Origin of the sequence: Burkholderia sp. SJZ089 (assembly GCF_007828315.1) — a bacterium.
Classification (GTDB): Bacteria; Pseudomonadota; Gammaproteobacteria; order Burkholderiales; family Burkholderiaceae; genus Burkholderia; species Burkholderia gladioli.
In genome coordinates this window covers 353,376-368,224 of the sequence record NZ_VIUM01000003.1, presented here as the reverse complement: position 1 = coordinate 368,224, position 14,849 = coordinate 353,376, and the positions used below count along the sequence as shown (strand labels likewise).

Below are 14,849 nucleotides of genomic sequence, written 5' to 3'. Positions count from 1 at the left end.
GCGCTTCCTGTCTGATATGGGTTTACCGACTCTCCGTGGCGCGGCCATGCACGTGTTTTCGTTCGTCGATCGTCGCGGTGCGCATCGCGCATCGCATGCAGGTCGGGTTTCGTTCGGGCGGGGGCTCGGGCTGAGCCTCGCGTTCGCGCTGCTCGCCGGTTGCGCGACGCGCCCGCCCGGTCCGCCCGACGCGGCGGTGCCCGACTCGCTGCGCGGCGCGCATGCCGAGGCCTGGCAGGAAACGCTGACGGCGGCGGGCGACCAGGTCTATCGCTGCCATCGCGTGCCGGCGCAGGCCACCGACGCACCCGGCGCGAGCGCGGGCCAGGCCTTGCGCTGGCAGCCCTACGGGCCCGAGGCCATCCTCATCGATGCGCGCGGGCGCAGCGTGGGCGCGGTCACGCCGGGCCGCTACTTCCTCGCCCACGACGGCAGCTTCGCGGTCGGCAAGACCGAGGCGGCCACCATCGTCGACGCCAGCGCCCTGCCCTGGGTCCGCTACACGATCGACGCGAGCACCCGCGCGCGCGGCGGCCGCGACGGCCGCATGACGCGCGTCAGCACGGTGATCCGGATCAACACACGCGGCGGCCTCCCCGCCAGCGACCGTTGCCGCCTGGAAGGCACCCAGCTCTACGTCCCCTACTTCGCCACCTATCTCGTCTACCGCCCGGCAGCCGCGGCGCGCTAGCACATCTTTTTGGTTTCTTGATTAAATCGCGTCATTAAGATATGACGATTTTTTATTGCATCTGCACAAGTATTCGCGCGATTCATTTAAAAGATTGCCGGGGATTACTCACCAAATATCAGCGAACATTACAAATGGAAAGGAAGCTGGTGTTGCCTGATTTTTACCTGATTCTAGGTATCTGACGATCCCCTTACGATCTTGTCTGATCCTAGGCGCCCGAAGCTTACATTTTCATATCGAAAGTTTATGTTTAGGTGAAAAACTAAACATTACATTCCATGATTCGAAAAAGATGTGCCTGCAAGCCCCAAAAACCGGCAATTTCTTTCCGGCGGTTAACAATAAGTTACATCCTTGGTTTTTCGATGCCTGTACTTTCGCTCCGTGCCAGTAGCCTGCCGGTTCATTTCACGACGGGACAAGTAGAGAGGAGGTCAGGTTGAAGTTCGCCGTATTAACGCCCAACGTCAGCATGTTCGAACGACTGCGCCAGCATTTTCTCGATGCCTCGGTCGAATGCATTCAATTCGACGACGATGTCGCCCTGGCGCGTGGCCTTTATCGCGATGATTACCGCGTGATCCTGGTCGATGCCGCCACCGGCATCGACGGCACGCGCACCGTGTTCGCGCGACGCGCCTTCTATGGCGGCCGCCGGGCGCCCCTGCTGGTGGTCGGCACGTTTACCGATCGCGACAGCCTGGAGCGCGCCTTCGACGCCGGCGCCGACGACGTGGTGCTCGCGCCGTTCGATCGCAACGAACTCGCGGCGCGCGCGTTTCGCGCCATGCGCCGCGTGGAGGCCGAGCCGGCCCCGCGCGACGAGCAGCGCGTCACGCTAGGCGCGTACACGCTGGACCAGCAGGCCAGCACCGTGCAGATCGCCGGCCGCACCGTGCGCGTCACCACGCGCGAATTCGCGATCGCCTGGCTGCTGTTCTCGCGAGCCGGCGAATACGTCACGCGCCGCCAGTTGGCCGGCGCGATCTGGGGCAGCACGGAAGACATCGTCGGCCGGCGGCTCGAGCAGCATATCTACAAGCTGCGCCGCAAGCTGGAGCTGACCGGCGAATCGGGCGTGGCGCTGCGCACCATGTACGCGCACGGCTACCGGATCGAGCAGACCGACGGCAGCGCGCTGGAGGCGAGTGCCCAGGAAGAGATGCAGGACGACAAGCTGTCGGCGCTGCTAGAAGCCGCACCGGGTGCCGCGCTGCGCGCCATGGCGGAGCTCGTGCCGGCCTGCGCGCCGCAATCACGCCCGAACGCGGCCCCCTTGCCAGCCGACCGCGCAAACGTTGTCGCGCCAGGTGGCGGCGCCACCGTGCATGCCCGGCACAGCCTCACGGCCTCGCTGGCGCAGCCCTGGGCCTCGTATGCCAACCCCTGGCACATCGGCGCGACCATGATCGCGAAGTCGGTGCGCGACGACGGCACCACCTCGGACCAGATCCGCATGCCGACGCTGCCGGGTTCGCGCGGCGAAGGCTGACAGCCGATCCACCACGACTAATGGCCGGCGCGATGCCGGCCATTTCTTTTTCCGGCGCCTCGCGCAAAGCGCCCGAGCTGTCCCGCCGCGCGCGGCGGGACGCTTGCGCCTACAGCCCCTGGCTCAGGAACTGCTGGGCGTACTGATCGCGGTTCTGCATCTGCGGATCGGCGGTCAGCTCGAACTGCTTGCACCAGACGCTGGCGGCCGCATCGGCGGAGCCCGCGTTGTTGAGCGCGTCCACCAGGCCCGGCTTCTCCTTCACTTCCTTGGCGAGGTAGTCGAGCTGCACGCCCAGGTCCTGCGGCGACTTGCCCTGCGAGGCCGCGAACTGCTCGAGGCCTTCCTTGCGCACGCCGCCCCATTGCGCGAGACCGTAGCCGTGGCCGTCGTCGTCGGCATTGTTGGCCGAGGGCGCGCCGATCTGGCCGCCCTGGTTGATGTTCGGCGTGAGGCCGCTCTCCTGCTGCAGGTTGCCGAGCACGCCGGCCACCGCCGTCTTGTTCAGGCCGAGGTTGTCCTGCAGGTAGGCCGCGATCTTGTGGGCGTTGTCGCCGCCGAGGCTGGAGACGTCGGTGCCCGAGCCCGGGCCGTTGGTGCCCGCCGAGGCCTGCACCGGCGTGCCGGCCCCTGCCCCCGCAGCCGGCGCGCCTGCCGCCGGTGCACCACCGCCTGCGCCGCCGGCCGGCGCCGCCGCGAACGACTGGGGCATGCCGCCACCGCCGCCACCACCACCTCCGCCGCCGAGGCCATCCTCGCCATCGGACGAGGCCGCCATCTTCAGGGCCTGGGTGATCTCCTGGATCATTTGCGCGATCTGCTGGAGGATCTGGATCAGCGACGAGCTGTTCGACCCGTTGCTGCCGCCCGTGCAGAGCGACATCGGATCGATCGACGGCGTCGATAAGGAATTGATGGACAGCGACATGAACGACTCCCCTGGAATGGACGGCGGCAATGCCGACTCGTAGCACTATAGGGAAGTGGTCGAAGGCTTCCGTCGACGGCGCGAAGCCGCCTCTCACGAAGCGAACCGGAGGACGGGAGCAGCAGCGGCCTGCTTCCATCGAATCGGGTCCGGCGATCGGTGCGGATGCGAACCGGCAAGGGCTGCACCGATCGAAACCCGGCCCGGCGGCACGCGCGGCGCCGCCGGGCCGGTGCTCAGACGCCCGCGTCGATGATGCGCGGCGTCAGCAGGAACACGCGCTCGCCATGCGAGTGGTCGTCGCTGTGATACCGGAACAGCGCCCCCAGCAGCGGGATGCGCGACAGGAAGGGCACGCCGGTCACGCCGTTGGTCTGCGTGTCGGTGGTGAAGCCGGCGATCAGCAGGCTCTCGCCGAGCCCGACGAAGGCCTGCGTATTGATCTGGCTGGTGGTGATCACCGGGATGTCGTCCACCTTCTGCTGGGTCAGCTGGCCGTCCTCGATATGCACGTTCAGCTTGATGCGCGTCTTGTCCTGGTCGCGCACGATCAGCGGCAGCACGCGCAGCGACACGCCGGTCGAGACGCTGTAGAGATCGGCCGAGGTATAGCCTGCCACCTTCACGAAGAAGCGCGTGGTGTTGTCCATGGTCGCCTCGACGTTGTCGAGCGTGGCCACCAGCGGCGAGGCGTCGATCTTGGTCTTGTTGGTCGACTGCAGCGCGCTCACGCGGGCCATCAGGTAGCGCCCCGCGCCGCCCACCACGGCCGACAGCGCCGCGCCGCCCGGCGTCGCGTTGACGATGGTGTTGCCCGGCCCGGCCTGCTGCACGGTGCCGAACAGCGGGTTCAGCTGGCCGCCGTCGAAGCTGTTCTGCGCCTGCTGCGCATTGCCGGTCTGGAAGTCGACATGGCTGTTGTGGGCGCGCCAGTCGACGCCGATCTGCTGCAGCGTGTCGTCGTCGATCTCGATGATGTGCGCCTGGATCTCGACGATCTGCGGCCGCACGTCGAGCTGACGGATCAGCTCGCCATACTGGCCGACGCGATCGGGCGTGTCGCGGATCAGCACCGAGTTGGTGATCGGGTCGGGCTGGATCACCGGCAGGCCGTCGCTGCCGTCGGTCACGGCCACGTCGTTGCCGGAGCCGCCTCCACCACCGCCGCGCCGGCGCGTATAACCGCCGCCGCCATTGTCGTAGGCGCCGCCGAACGCCTGCCCGGCCTGCCCGACCGATTGCGAGCCCATCATCGAGGGCGGCAGCGGCGGCGGCTGCACGCCGCCGCCCCCGCCCATGCCGTTGGACGAGCCCGACACGTCGTTGAGCGACTGCACGCGCTGCATGTTCGGCGTCGAGCTGGGCTGGCCGCCCGTCGAGCCCGACTTCACGCTGTACATGTTGCCGAGGATGGTGGCCACGCCCGGCACGCTGACCTTGTTGCCGTCGACCTGCACCTCATGGTCGGTGGCCCAGGCGTTCTTCAGCTTGTAGATGCGGATCACCGAGCCGTTGCGATGGCCGGTGCTGGCGTCCAGCCGCTGCGCGATGTCGGCGATCATCTGCACGTATTGCGCGGGGCCGCTGGCCAGCACGGTGCCCGAGGCCGAATCGTAGGTGAGCGGGAAGCGCGGATCGTCCAGGCCGATCTGCTTGAGCGTGGAGCGCAGCTGGCCGATCTCGCTATGGTCGAGCTGCAGCACCTGGCGCGTCACGTCGTTCGAGCTGCTGATCGACAGCACGTTGCCGTCGTAGAACCAGACGAAGCCGAAGGTGGAGGCCAGCGTATCGAGGAAACGCTGCGGCGACAGGTCGAACCGGCCGGTGACGGTGCCCGTCACGTTCTGCGCGATCGAGGCGGCGATCCCCTGGCTGGCCGCGAAATCGCGCAGCACGTCCTTCAGGTCCTTGCCGTCGAGCTGCACGTGCACGGTGGCGCTGCGCCAGCGCACGGGGGCCGCGGACGCGGCATCGGACAGGCAGCCCGACAGCGCCGCCGCGACGCACGCGGCGGCAACAAGCTTCTTCGCTCTCATGGATGTCGATTCGGGAAGATAGAAGGGATCGGCCGGCTCAACGCTCGAGCGTCTCGGACGGCGCTTCGCGGAACTGCTTGCGATAGCCGGTCACCAGCGTGGAGCGGCTCTGCACGCCCCAGCGGCGCGCGGTCTCCAGCACGCGCTGGTCGCCCGCGTCGGCATGGTCGATCAGCGCCTCGCGGATCCGCTCCATGCGCCGGGTGCGGATCAGCTCGCTGGGCGAAAGGCCCAGGCAGCTCTTGAAGGCGCTCTGCAGCGCGCGCTCGGTCACGCCGATCTGGGTGGCGATCTCGCGCACCGAGAGATCGGCGCGGTCGAGGTTGTCGAGCACGTAGCGATAGGCGCGGCGATACTTGGCCGGCAGGCGCGCGCTGACGTCGTCGGGCGCGGCCTTGGGCTGGCGGTCCAGCGCCGGCGTGCGCACGTGCGAATCCTCGCGCAGGCACTGCATCGCCACCAGCGCGTAGCGGCTGTACCACTGCAGCGATTCCTGGGCGCGGCCCTGGCTTTCGCGCAGCTTGGCGGCGCAGTAGAGATACTCGAGCTGGCGATGGCCGGTATCGGAGCCGCGCACGCCCTGGTGCAGCGGCTCGATGATGGTCTGCGCCACGTGCGGCGCGTCGCCGACGAAGCTGGCCAGCGCGATCTCCAGGCGCACCGCGCGCTGGTAGTCGGCGAAACCCTGTTCGCGGATGCGCTCCAGGTAGGCGCAGACATTGGCGATCGCGTCGCGCTCGCCGCTGGTGACGTTGCGCAGCTCGCGCAGGTAGGCCACGCGCGCGGCCAGCAGCGGCGCGCGCACGCCGGCGGCGGCCTGCAGCGCCTCGGCGAAACCCACGCGCGGCGCGGGCAGGTAGGCCGCCGGGCTGGCCAGCGCGGCCGAGCGCCAGTAGACGTGATCCTGCAGTGCGTTGGCGCAGCGCAACTCGTGCTGGGCGATCAGGTCGAAGCGCAGCGCGATCACCAGTTCGCGCCAGCGCGCGTTGGTGGGCACCACCTCGTCGAGCGCGTCGAGCGCCTCGCGGGTGCGGCCCAGCTCATGCAGCGCGCAGGCGATGCCGATGCGTGCCTCGATGCGGCGCGCCGGCGGCGCGTCGACTTCCTCGGCGGCACGCGCGAAGCAGGCCAGCGCGGTGCCGATGCGATGCCGGAACAGCGCCTGCCAGGCCGCGTTGCGGCAGGTGGCGACGCGAATCTCGGCCTTCGAGCCGCGCATCCGGCGCTGGGCGCGGCGATAGGCGTCCTCGGCCTCGGCGTCGAAGCCCAGCACCAGTTGCAGGTCGGCGTGCCACTGCAGGTCGGCCGCGGTGGCGGCGGCGGCGGAATCGTCGAGACGGCGCCCCGACTGCTGCACGGCGGCGGCGAATTCGCCGTCGAGGATCGAATCGACCGCGCGGGCCGCGATGCCGGAGCCGGCATCCTCGTCGGACGCGGCGAGCGCGGAAACCACCGGGAAATAGAGCATCGAAAACATGAAGCGACTCTCCTTGCATTTGCGCAGGACACCGGGGCGCGGCGCCATGCGAGCAATGTAGTCGTCGGCCTGTTTTCGAACCCTCAGTTTGACTGAGTAATCTTCAGCAATAATTCCGATTTGAGAATTGCGCCCCGCGCGACGCGGCTTCGCGCGAGTCTCACGATTGCTCAGGCGCGAATCGTGCTCGCCCCGTGCGATGAATCTCACCAAACATCGCCGGGCCCGACATCACTTCGCGCCGGGGCCGAAGAGCGGCACGGTGGGCGGAGAGACGGGATGCGCCACCGGGTTCGCATCGGCCGCGTGCGCGGCGTCGGCCCAGGCGCGGAACTGCGAGGTGAAGGCCGACAGGGTGAGCTGGTCGCGCACCTGGTCGACGAACACGCCCACGAACAGCGCCAGCAGCAGCACCGCGACAGCGCCCTTGACCGGCTGCGAGAGCCCCATCAGCTCGAGCTTGCTGGCCGACTTGGCGGCGAACGCGAAGGCGAAGTCGATCAGCAGCAGGATCATCACGGCCGGCGCGGCGAGCTTGGCGACCTGCTGCATCAGCGTGTCGGTCTCCTTCAGCGCGAAAGCCTCCAGCACGCTGGATACGTCCACGCTGTGGGCCGTCAGCGGCCACCACCGATAGGACTCGTAGAGCGTGCCGAGCAGGAAGCTCATGCCGCCCAGGCTCCAGAACGCCACCGTGGCCACCTGCTGCAGCAGGGTGGCGGTGGGCGTGGCCTGCTCGTTGCGCAGCGGATTCTGCACCTGGGCGCTGTTGTAGCCGGTCAGGTCGTCGATGTAGTAGCCGGCGCATTCGGCCACCCAGAACACCGAGGAAGCCGCGAAACCCAGCACCAGCCCGATCATGCCCTCGCGCAGGCCCAGCTCGACCAGCGCCGCGCCATGCAACTGCTCGCCGAACGCGAGCGGCTGGCCGTAGGCGACGAAGGTGCTGAACAGGATCACGATCGCGTTGCGCACCGGCCCCTGCAGCACGCCGTCGGCCGAGGGCGGGAAGATCGTCATGATCACGAACAGGCGCACCGAGGACACGCCGATCAGCGTCAGGTAGCCCATCACCAGGTGGGTGATGTCGGGCAGCACGTCCAGCGTCGGATTCATGCGGCCGCCCCCGCCTTGTCGCGCGCGCGGCGCGCCAGCACGCCGTCCTCGGCCTCGTCGTCGGCCGCGTCGTCCTCGGCGCGCTGGTAACCCAGCCGCATCTTCGCCACGCGCTGCTCGCAGGCCTCGACGCTGCCGTTGTTGCGTGCGATCGCACGATGGGTATCGACGATCGCCTGCTGCGCCTCCCGCACCGCCTGCCAGGCGGTCTCGACCTGCGCCTCGGCGCCCTGCAGGCGCTCGACGGCGATTCCGCGCACGATCTTCAGCGCCTGGAAATCGTCCACCACGAAGGGCGTGACGCCCGTCATCATGGCCTCGACCTGGTCGTCGATCGACTGCAGCGCGGCGCGCTCCTGCTCGACGCGTTCCAGCGCCGCCGCGTGCTCGGCCTCGCGCTCGGCCAGCGCGCGGCGCAGGCCCACCAGGTGCATGCGCAACTGCTCGTTGTGCTTGCGGCGCCGGTCGCTGGCGCGCGTCAGCGCGATCGCGCGGCGGTCGCGTTTCAAACGCGCCTCGGCGCTCATGCGCTCACCCCGGCGAGTTGATGCAGGTAATTCGTGGTGTCCTCGTAAGGGGCGTAGTCGCTGGTGCGCTGGCACAGGAACTCGCGGATCACGTCGGCCTTCTCGATCGCCTCGTCGGCCACCGGGTTCTGGCCCGGCTGGTATTCGCCCACCTGCAGCAGCACCTCCACCTCGCGATGCTTGGCCATCAGCTCGCGCACGCGAGAAGCCGCGCGGTTGTGCGTGTCGGGCACCACCAGCGACATCACGCGCGACAGGCTGCCGAGCACGTCGATCGCCGGATACTGGTTGCGCGCGGCGATCTCGCGCGACAGGATCATGTGGCCGTCCAGGATGCCTCGCACTTCCTCGGCCACCGGGTCGCCGCCGGTCTCGTCCTCGGCCAGCACCGTGTAGAGCGCGGTGATCGAGCCGGTCTGGCCCATCCCGGTGCGCTCCAGGAGGCGCGGCAGCTCGGCGAACACCGAGGGCGGGAAACCGCGCCGCGCCGGCGGTTCGCCCGCGGCCAGGCCGATCTCGCGGCCGGCGCGCGCGAAACGCGTCAGCGAATCCATCATCAGCAGCACGCGCAGGCCGCGATCGCGGAAATATTCGGCGATCGCGGTGGCCGTGTGGGCGGCCTTGGCGCGCTCCATCGAGGAGCGGTCCGAGGTGGCGCACACCACCACCGAGCGCGCCATGCCGTCGGGGCCCAGGATCAGCTCGATGAATTCGCGCACTTCGCGGCCGCGTTCGCCGATCAGCGCGATCACGTTGATATCGCAGGCGGCGCCCCGCGCGAACATGCCCATCAGGGTCGACTTGCCGACCCCGGCCGGCGCGAAGATGCCCATCCGCTGCCCTTCGCCGAGCGTCATCATGGCGTCCACCACGCGCACGCCGGTGGGCATCGGCGTGTCCACCATGCGCCGCTTCATCGGGTCGGGCGGCTGCACGATCACCGGGCGCCAGTCGTCGCTGTCCAGCGGCGGGCCGCCGTCGATCGGCTCGCCCAGGCCGTCCAGCACGCGGCCGAGCAACTGGTCGCCGACCTGGATCGACAGCGGCCGGCCCAGGCCGATCACCTGGGTGGCGCGCGAGACGTGCTCGAGCCGCGCGAACGGCGAGAGCAGCGCCACATCGCGCGTGAAGCCCACCACCTCGGCGCGCTGCAGCAGCACGCCGTCGGGCGAGCGCAGCTCGCAGAGCTCGCCGAGCGTGACGTCGAGGCCCGACACCTTGATCACCGTGCCGACCACCTCCATCACCTTGCCGGTGCGCGCCACGGCCGGCACGGCGAGGATCTCGCGCTCGATCGCGTCGGTCAGGCGCTCGAAGTCGTCGGTGCGCGACAGCCAGGAGACGTCCATCGTCATCGCGGCTGGCCTCCCTGGGCGCCGTAGGCGTTCGGGTCATACGGCGCGTCGGCGTATGGCGCGGCCTCGTACTGCGGCTGGGCGGCGTGGGGATCATGGCCGGGCTGGGCGGCGTTCGGGTCGTGGTAGCCGGCGCCCTCGCCCGCCTCGCCGTATTGCTCGCCCTGCTGACCGTAAGGATCGCCCTCGGCCGGCGGTGCCTGCTCGGCTTCCACCAGGGTGCGCTTGAGCGCGCGCGAGACGGCGCCGTGCATGGCGCGCAATTGCGTGTCGAGGCTCGCGTCGACCGCGCCGAAATCGGATTCGCACACGCAGCTGCCCGGCGCGAGCCGCTTGTCGCCCACCACCGACATGGGGATCGGCCGGCCCAGTTCGCGCCAGCGCGTGGCGAGCCGGTCGAACACGTCCTTGGCGCTGTCGAGATCGTCGGGATGCACCGCCACGCGCAGGTAGGTGGCGCCGTCGACGATGCGCTCCACCGAGGCCAGCGCGCGCTCGAACAGGGCCGCGCGGTTCTCGGTCTTGACGATCTGCTCGACGGCCGAGGCCACGATGTCGGCCAGCCGCTCGCGCATGCGCACCTGCAACTGGTTCTGCGCGTGGGCCACGTCGGCGAGCCGGTCCATCCAGTCGCCGAGCGCGCGGTCGTAGCCGTCGCGGTAGCCGGCCTGGGCGGCGGCCTCGCGCTCGCGGCGCGCGATGTCGAGGATCGCCTCGGCCTCGGCGCGGCCCGCCTCGACGATATGCGCGGCTTCCAGGTGGGCGGCCTCGATCAGCGCGGCGCGATCGTCGGCCAGCGCGGCATAGGCGTCGTCGAGCGTGACCAGCGAGCCGAACAGCTCGCGCGGCAGCACGTCGCTCGTCGCGCCCAGCCGCGCGCGCATCGCTTCCTCGTCGGGCTGGTGCTGCGCGTCGCGCGGACGGCTCAACCAAATAGCCATGCAACCTCCGGCAGCAAATCGGGCATGCGGGCGAACAGGCGGATCGAGCCGGCCGCGTCCAGGCCGCTGGCGGCCGGCAGCGAAGCCGGCGGCGCGAAGGCGCGCGGCAGCGCGAGCCGGGTCAGCGAGGGACGGCGCCGGTCGGCCGGGTTGGCGGAATCGGCCGCCTCGGCCGCGCCCCCGGCGTCGCGCACGAACAGCAGCCAGCCCTCGGCGGCCATCGCGGTGGCGTCGAGCCGCGCCAGCGGCGGCAGCCCGGTCTTCATGGCGAGATGCGCGACGTCGGGCGCGTCGGCCGCGTGGGCGTCCTGCGCGATCGCGTCGGGATGCACGCCGGTCCAGTCGGCCAGGCGCGAGCGCGTCTGCTTGTCGATCAGGCGGCGCACCTCGACACGGCGGAACGACAGCGAGCGCATGCGCAGCACCGCCAGCGCCTGGCTGACCGGCAGCGCGTCGAGCAGGGCGAGGTTCGGTTTCGGGCCGCCCGGCGCGGGCTGCAGGCCGGCGCCGCCGGTGCCGAGCACGGCCGGCGTGGCGAAGGCGCCGAACGGCGGCTCGCGCACCCCGGCGGCGCGCGCCAGGGCCTGCGAGCAGGCGCGCCGCGCCGCCGACGAGGCGCGCGACAGCGCCTCGCGCCAGCCGTTGTCGGGCAGCGCGGACCAGGAGGCGTCGGCCCACAGCGCCGCGCTATCGAGGTTGTCGCGATAGCCGTTCAGCGCCGCGGCGACGCGTTGCGGGGGATAGAACTGGGCAGACGCCATGCGTGCGGGCCGGCGTTCAGTTGGCCGGACGCGGCCGCAGCCGAGCCGTCAGCGCGCCGAGCTTGCCGCGCAGGCCGCCGGCGCTGTCGCCAGCCGCCTCGGGCGCGCCGTCGGCGCCATGCGGCAGCTTGCGGCGCAGCACCACCAGCAAGGCGGCGGCCACGATCAGCACCACCCCGGCGATGCCGCTGACGATCCACACCAGCGGCGCGCCGTTGCTCGCCGGAGGCAGCGGCTGGCGCGCCAGGTCGGCCGGATCAGCCGGCACGGCGGTCACGCTGACCTGGTCGTAGGTGAGGCCCTCGACGCTGTGCATCACCAGCGTCTTGATCTGCGGCACCAGCGCGCCGACGTCGGAATTCGGGCGGTACTTGATGAACACGGCCGCCGAGGAGGGCTTGATGGTCTGCGCCAGCGGGTCGTTGTTGGGCAGCACGATCTGCACGCGCGCCACCAGCACGCCGTCGATCTTCGAGAGCGTGGACGACAGCTCCTGCGACATGCCGTAGATGAAGCGCACGCGTTCCTCGGTCGGCGTGGATACCAGGCCGTCCTTCTTGAACAGGTCGCCGAGGTTGTCGAAGCGGCTCTTGGGCAGGCCGCGCGAGCGCAGCGCCTCCATGGCGCGCACCATCTGGTCGCCGTCCACCTCGAGCGTCCAGGTCTTGCCGCCGTCGGGCGTTTCCTTGGCGGCGTCGACGCCATTCTCGAGCAGCGCCACGACCATCTCGTTGACGTCCTGCTCGGACAGGTTTCCGTATAGTTCCTTCTTGCAGCCGGCGAGCAGCGCGCAGAGCGCGAAGGCGCCGACGACGGATGCGCGCCGCCATCCGGACCGGGTCTGTGACATGGGGTAAGTCTCGCGGCGGACCGCGCGGCGCCGTGGAGCGCCGCGTGTCACTGGTTCTTCATCAGCGTTTCGATCGACGACTTCGACGAGTTCACCACGCCCATCTTCGCTTCCATGTCGAGCTGGGTGGCGGCGAGTTCGTAGGTCAGCCGGATCGAGCCGGCATTGAGCTCGTTGAGGTTCATCTCGGGCGCACGCTGCATGAACTCGGCGGCGTCGGTGACGCTGCGCTGCAGCTCGGCATCCTGCGCCGCCACCAGCTTCGAGGCGACTTCCATCGACGGGCTCTGGGCCGCGTGCGGCGGCGCCATCGAGGGCTTCTCCATCATCGCCTTGAACTTGTCGGCGGCAGCGGGCGAGGTGCCGCCGCCCGCTGCGGCTTCCGGCTTGGACAAGGCTTCGAGCGAGGCGCGCAGCGCCGCGGAATGGTCGATCGCAGTCATCGTCGGACTCCTCGTCAGGCTTCGTCGAGCGGGCGGACGACGTTCACGCGCGCAGCGCGACGCCGAACGGCAGGGATTCGAGGCCGGCGGCCGGCGGCACCGGCGCGGTGGGCACGTCGGGCTTGTCGCCGCGGCTGGCCAGTTCCTCGTTCAGCTCCTCGATCGAGACGGGCGGCACGAAGGCGCCGCCGTTGCGGCTCGCGTTCACGGCGCTGACCAGCTCCTCGCGCGCATGCAGGGCCTTGACGAGGGCCAGCGTATCGCGCGTCGGGTTGTTCTCGAGCACTTCGTTGGCGATCAGCTTCCAGTCGCCGTCGCCCTTGGTGGACAGGCAGAAGGCCAGCAGCGCCTTGGCGTAGGCGAAGCGCGGCGCGCTCTCGCTGACCTCGCGCAGCACCAGGATCGCGTCGTCCCAATGGTTGCGGACCATGTGCAGGATGCCGTCCAGCATCTGGATCTCGGGCACCTTCGGACGCAGCACGCGCAGCGCGTCGAGCATCAGCTCGATGTCGTAGGGGTCCACCGACACCTTCGGGAAGGTCTGCAGCAGCGCATCGGAGGCCGTCTCGATCAGTCCTCCGACGATCTCCGGGCGGCAGTTCAGGTAATCGGGTGTGGCCTTGGTCATCGCGCATTCTCCTGGCGGATATCTTCGCGCCACGGTCGGGGTCGATCGGACGCACGACGGAACCTTAGCAACCGGCCGGGGGCCGCGAGATCGGCGATGCGAAGCCAGCGCACCGAAAGCGAAGGCGCGAGAACGCGGCCCGCCCCCTCCCGCCGCCGCGGGCCACGAAGCCGGGGCGCGCCTGGCCGGCGCTCGCGCCAGGGCTCACCCGAGCGCCGGACGCCCGGCTGAAAAACCTTGCTGCGCGCCGGATTCCAGGCGCCTCCCGGGGCCGCGGCCGGCGTTTCCCGGGGCCCCATCGCTGCGCATCCGCCCTGCTCGCCGCCCCAACTTCGCATGCGCAGCGCCCGATTCGCGTCGGACGGAAAGCGCGGCGCGGCGCGCGGCTATCTTCGTCCGACCGGCCCGCTGCGCGCTCCCGCGCCGGGCCTGCCCGCCAACCCCTGCCCGCCCTCCCCGGCGAGCGCCTGCGTGAGCACCCCACCCCGGACCACGCGACGAGCGAGCGATGAGCGACGAAAAAACCGAAGAGCCCACCGACAAGAAACTGCGCGACGCCCGCAAGGACGGACAGGTGTCGAAAAGCTCGGACCTGGCGGACGCGATCTCGATGACGGTGGCGATCGGCTTCGTGATGGCCGCCGGCGCCCACCTGCGCGATTCGATGCGCCAGCTGGTGGTGAGCGCGCTCGACTTCGTCACCACCGAGCACGGCATTCCCGACATGTTCGACCGGCTCTACCGCTTCGGCGGCATCGCGCTGCTGGCGGTGGTGCCGCTCGCGCTGGCCGCCGCGATGGCCGGGCTGATGGGCTCGGCGATGCAGGTCGGCCTGCAGATCGCCTTGAAGCCGGTGATGCCCAACCTCAATTCGCTCAACCCCGGCGAGGGCCTCAAGAAGATCTTCTCGATCAAGACCGTGATCGAGACCGCCAAGATGATCGTCAAGGCGGCGCTGATCTTCGCCGTGATGTGGGTGGTGATCCGGGGCCTGTTCCCGCTGGTGTCGGGCTCGATCTACCAGCCGCTGCCGGAGCTCTCGGCGATGTACTGGGGCATCCTGGTCAAGCTGATGATGATCGCCGCGGTGATCTTCGTGGTGGTGGGCGCGGCCGACGTCAAGCTGCAGAAGATGCTGTTCATGAAGCAGATGAAGATGTCGAAGGACGAGGTCAAGCGCGAGCACAAGAACGACGAGGGCGACCCGATGATCAAGGGCGAGCGCAAGCGCATCGCGCGCGAGATGGCCAACTCCCCGCCGCCGCGCATGGCGCGCGCCAACGTGGTGGTGGTCAATCCCACCCACTACGCGGTGGCGCTGCGCTACGCGCCCGACGAGCATCCGCTGCCGGTGGTGATCGCCAAGGGCATGGACGAGGCCGCCGCCGCGATCCGGCGCGCCGCCGCCGAGGCCGAGGTGCCGATCGTCGGCAACCCGCCGGTGGCGCGCGCGCTCTACAAGGTCGGCGTCGACGAGCCGATTCCCGAGGTGCTGTTCGAGACCATCGCCGCGATCCTGCGCTGGGTGGACTCGATCGGCGCGAGCCGCGAGGCGCAACAGCAGCACCAGGCGCAGCAGATCCACTGACCGCCGACCCCGG

General features: G+C 69.8%; 14 protein-coding genes. 3 read left to right on the top strand and 11 right to left on the bottom strand.

The genetic code is table 11. From position 1 onward, the window contains the following. Positions 1–46: 46 nt before the first annotated feature. The gene (locus FB600_RS07495) at positions 47–691 is read left to right on the top strand and encodes a DUF3455 domain-containing protein (protein ID WP_096752353.1); all 645 of its coding nucleotides are present in this window, start codon (positions 47–49) and stop codon (positions 689–691) included. Positions 692–1,166: 475 nt separating this feature from the next. Continuing rightward, positions 1,167–2,186, top strand: a complete 1,020-nt coding sequence (locus FB600_RS07490; RefSeq protein WP_227742723.1) for a response regulator transcription factor — start codon at positions 1,167–1,169, stop codon at positions 2,184–2,186. A 109-nt stretch (positions 2,187–2,295) separates the two neighbouring features. Here FB600_RS07490 and FB600_RS07485 read toward each other — a convergent pair whose 3' ends face one another. From FB600_RS07485 to FB600_RS07435, 11 genes are all read right to left on the bottom strand, one after another. Continuing rightward, the gene (locus FB600_RS07485; RefSeq protein WP_145756463.1) at positions 2,296–3,114 is read right to left on the bottom strand and encodes a phage tail tip lysozyme; all 819 of its coding nucleotides are present in this window, start codon (positions 3,112–3,114) and stop codon (positions 2,296–2,298) included. 236 nt (positions 3,115–3,350) lie between these two features. Next, the gene (gene sctC, locus FB600_RS07480; protein WP_096752350.1) at positions 3,351–5,150 is read right to left on the bottom strand and encodes a type III secretion system outer membrane ring subunit SctC; all 1,800 of its coding nucleotides are present in this window, start codon (positions 5,148–5,150) and stop codon (positions 3,351–3,353) included. A gap of 37 nt (positions 5,151–5,187) precedes the next feature. Next, positions 5,188–6,627, bottom strand: coding sequence for a helix-turn-helix transcriptional regulator (locus FB600_RS07475; protein WP_096752963.1), 1,440 nt, complete (start codon positions 6,625–6,627; stop codon positions 5,188–5,190). Positions 6,628–6,858: 231 nt separating this feature from the next. Beyond that, the gene (gene sctT / locus FB600_RS07470; protein ID WP_105821422.1) at positions 6,859–7,743 is read right to left on the bottom strand and encodes a type III secretion system export apparatus subunit SctT; all 885 of its coding nucleotides are present in this window, start codon (positions 7,741–7,743) and stop codon (positions 6,859–6,861) included. Then, a complete protein-coding gene (locus FB600_RS07465; protein WP_227742722.1) occupies positions 7,740–8,252 on the bottom strand; it encodes a type III secretion protein in 513 nt (170 codons plus the stop codon). The genes sctT and FB600_RS07465 overlap by 4 nt, the downstream gene beginning before the upstream one ends. Before the next feature lie 14 nt (positions 8,253–8,266). Next, entirely contained in the window at positions 8,267–9,619 is a 1,353-nt protein-coding gene (sctN, locus tag FB600_RS07460; RefSeq protein WP_098153143.1) for a type III secretion system ATPase SctN, read from the bottom strand. Positions 9,620–9,621: 2 nt separating this feature from the next. Further along, complete coding sequence (gene sctL / locus FB600_RS07455) at positions 9,622–10,509, bottom strand: type III secretion system stator protein SctL (RefSeq protein WP_261383354.1); 888 nt, start codon at positions 10,507–10,509, stop codon at positions 9,622–9,624. 41 nt (positions 10,510–10,550) lie between these two features. Further along, positions 10,551–11,327 (bottom strand): type III secretion protein HrpB4, encoded by a 777-nt coding sequence (locus FB600_RS07450; RefSeq protein ID WP_145756461.1) that lies wholly within the window; start codon positions 11,325–11,327, stop codon positions 10,551–10,553. 16 nt (positions 11,328–11,343) lie between these two features. After that, entirely contained in the window at positions 11,344–12,177 is an 834-nt protein-coding gene (gene sctJ / locus FB600_RS07445) for a type III secretion system inner membrane ring lipoprotein SctJ (RefSeq protein ID WP_046576095.1), read from the bottom strand. A gap of 47 nt (positions 12,178–12,224) precedes the next feature. Further along, positions 12,225–12,620, bottom strand: coding sequence for a type III secretion protein HrpB2 (locus FB600_RS07440; protein WP_025097506.1), 396 nt, complete (start codon positions 12,618–12,620; stop codon positions 12,225–12,227). A gap of 43 nt (positions 12,621–12,663) precedes the next feature. Beyond that, the gene (locus FB600_RS07435; RefSeq protein ID WP_145756460.1) at positions 12,664–13,248 is read right to left on the bottom strand and encodes an HrpB1 family type III secretion system apparatus protein; all 585 of its coding nucleotides are present in this window, start codon (positions 13,246–13,248) and stop codon (positions 12,664–12,666) included. Between the two features lie 508 nt (positions 13,249–13,756). Here FB600_RS07435 and sctU point away from each other — a divergent pair. Next, positions 13,757–14,836 (top strand): type III secretion system export apparatus subunit SctU, encoded by a 1,080-nt coding sequence (sctU, locus tag FB600_RS07430; RefSeq protein WP_046576092.1) that lies wholly within the window; start codon positions 13,757–13,759, stop codon positions 14,834–14,836. Positions 14,837–14,849: the final 13 nt, after the last annotated feature.

Bases quoted from the DNA above. Each gene is read 5' to 3' on its own strand.
- FB600_RS07450 (WP_145756461.1), bottom strand. From the start codon at position 11,327: ATGGCGTCTGCCCAGTTCTATCCCCCGCAACGCGTCGCCGCGGCGCTG.
- sctL (WP_261383354.1), bottom strand. From the start codon at position 10,509: ATGCGCGCGCGGCTGGGCGCGACGAGCGACGTGCTGCCGCGCGAGCTG.
- FB600_RS07495 (WP_096752353.1), top strand. From the start codon at position 47: ATGCACGTGTTTTCGTTCGTCGATCGTCGCGGTGCGCATCGCGCATCG.
- FB600_RS07435 (WP_145756460.1), bottom strand. From the start codon at position 13,248: ATGACCAAGGCCACACCCGATTACCTGAACTGCCGCCCGGAGATCGTC.
- FB600_RS07475 (WP_096752963.1), bottom strand. From the start codon at position 6,627: ATGTTTTCGATGCTCTATTTCCCGGTGGTTTCCGCGCTCGCCGCGTCC.
- sctC (WP_096752350.1), bottom strand. From the start codon at position 5,150: ATGAGAGCGAAGAAGCTTGTTGCCGCCGCGTGCGTCGCGGCGGCGCTG.
- sctT (WP_105821422.1), bottom strand. From the start codon at position 7,743: ATGAATCCGACGCTGGACGTGCTGCCCGACATCACCCACCTGGTGATG.
- sctU (WP_046576092.1), top strand. From the start codon at position 13,757: ATGAGCGACGAAAAAACCGAAGAGCCCACCGACAAGAAACTGCGCGAC.
- sctJ (WP_046576095.1), bottom strand. From the start codon at position 12,177: ATGTCACAGACCCGGTCCGGATGGCGGCGCGCATCCGTCGTCGGCGCC.
- sctN (WP_098153143.1), bottom strand. From the start codon at position 9,619: ATGGACGTCTCCTGGCTGTCGCGCACCGACGACTTCGAGCGCCTGACC.
- FB600_RS07440 (WP_025097506.1), bottom strand. From the start codon at position 12,620: ATGACTGCGATCGACCATTCCGCGGCGCTGCGCGCCTCGCTCGAAGCC.
- FB600_RS07485 (WP_145756463.1), bottom strand. From the start codon at position 3,114: ATGTCGCTGTCCATCAATTCCTTATCGACGCCGTCGATCGATCCGATG.
- FB600_RS07490 (WP_227742723.1), top strand. From the start codon at position 1,167: ATGTTCGAACGACTGCGCCAGCATTTTCTCGATGCCTCGGTCGAATGC.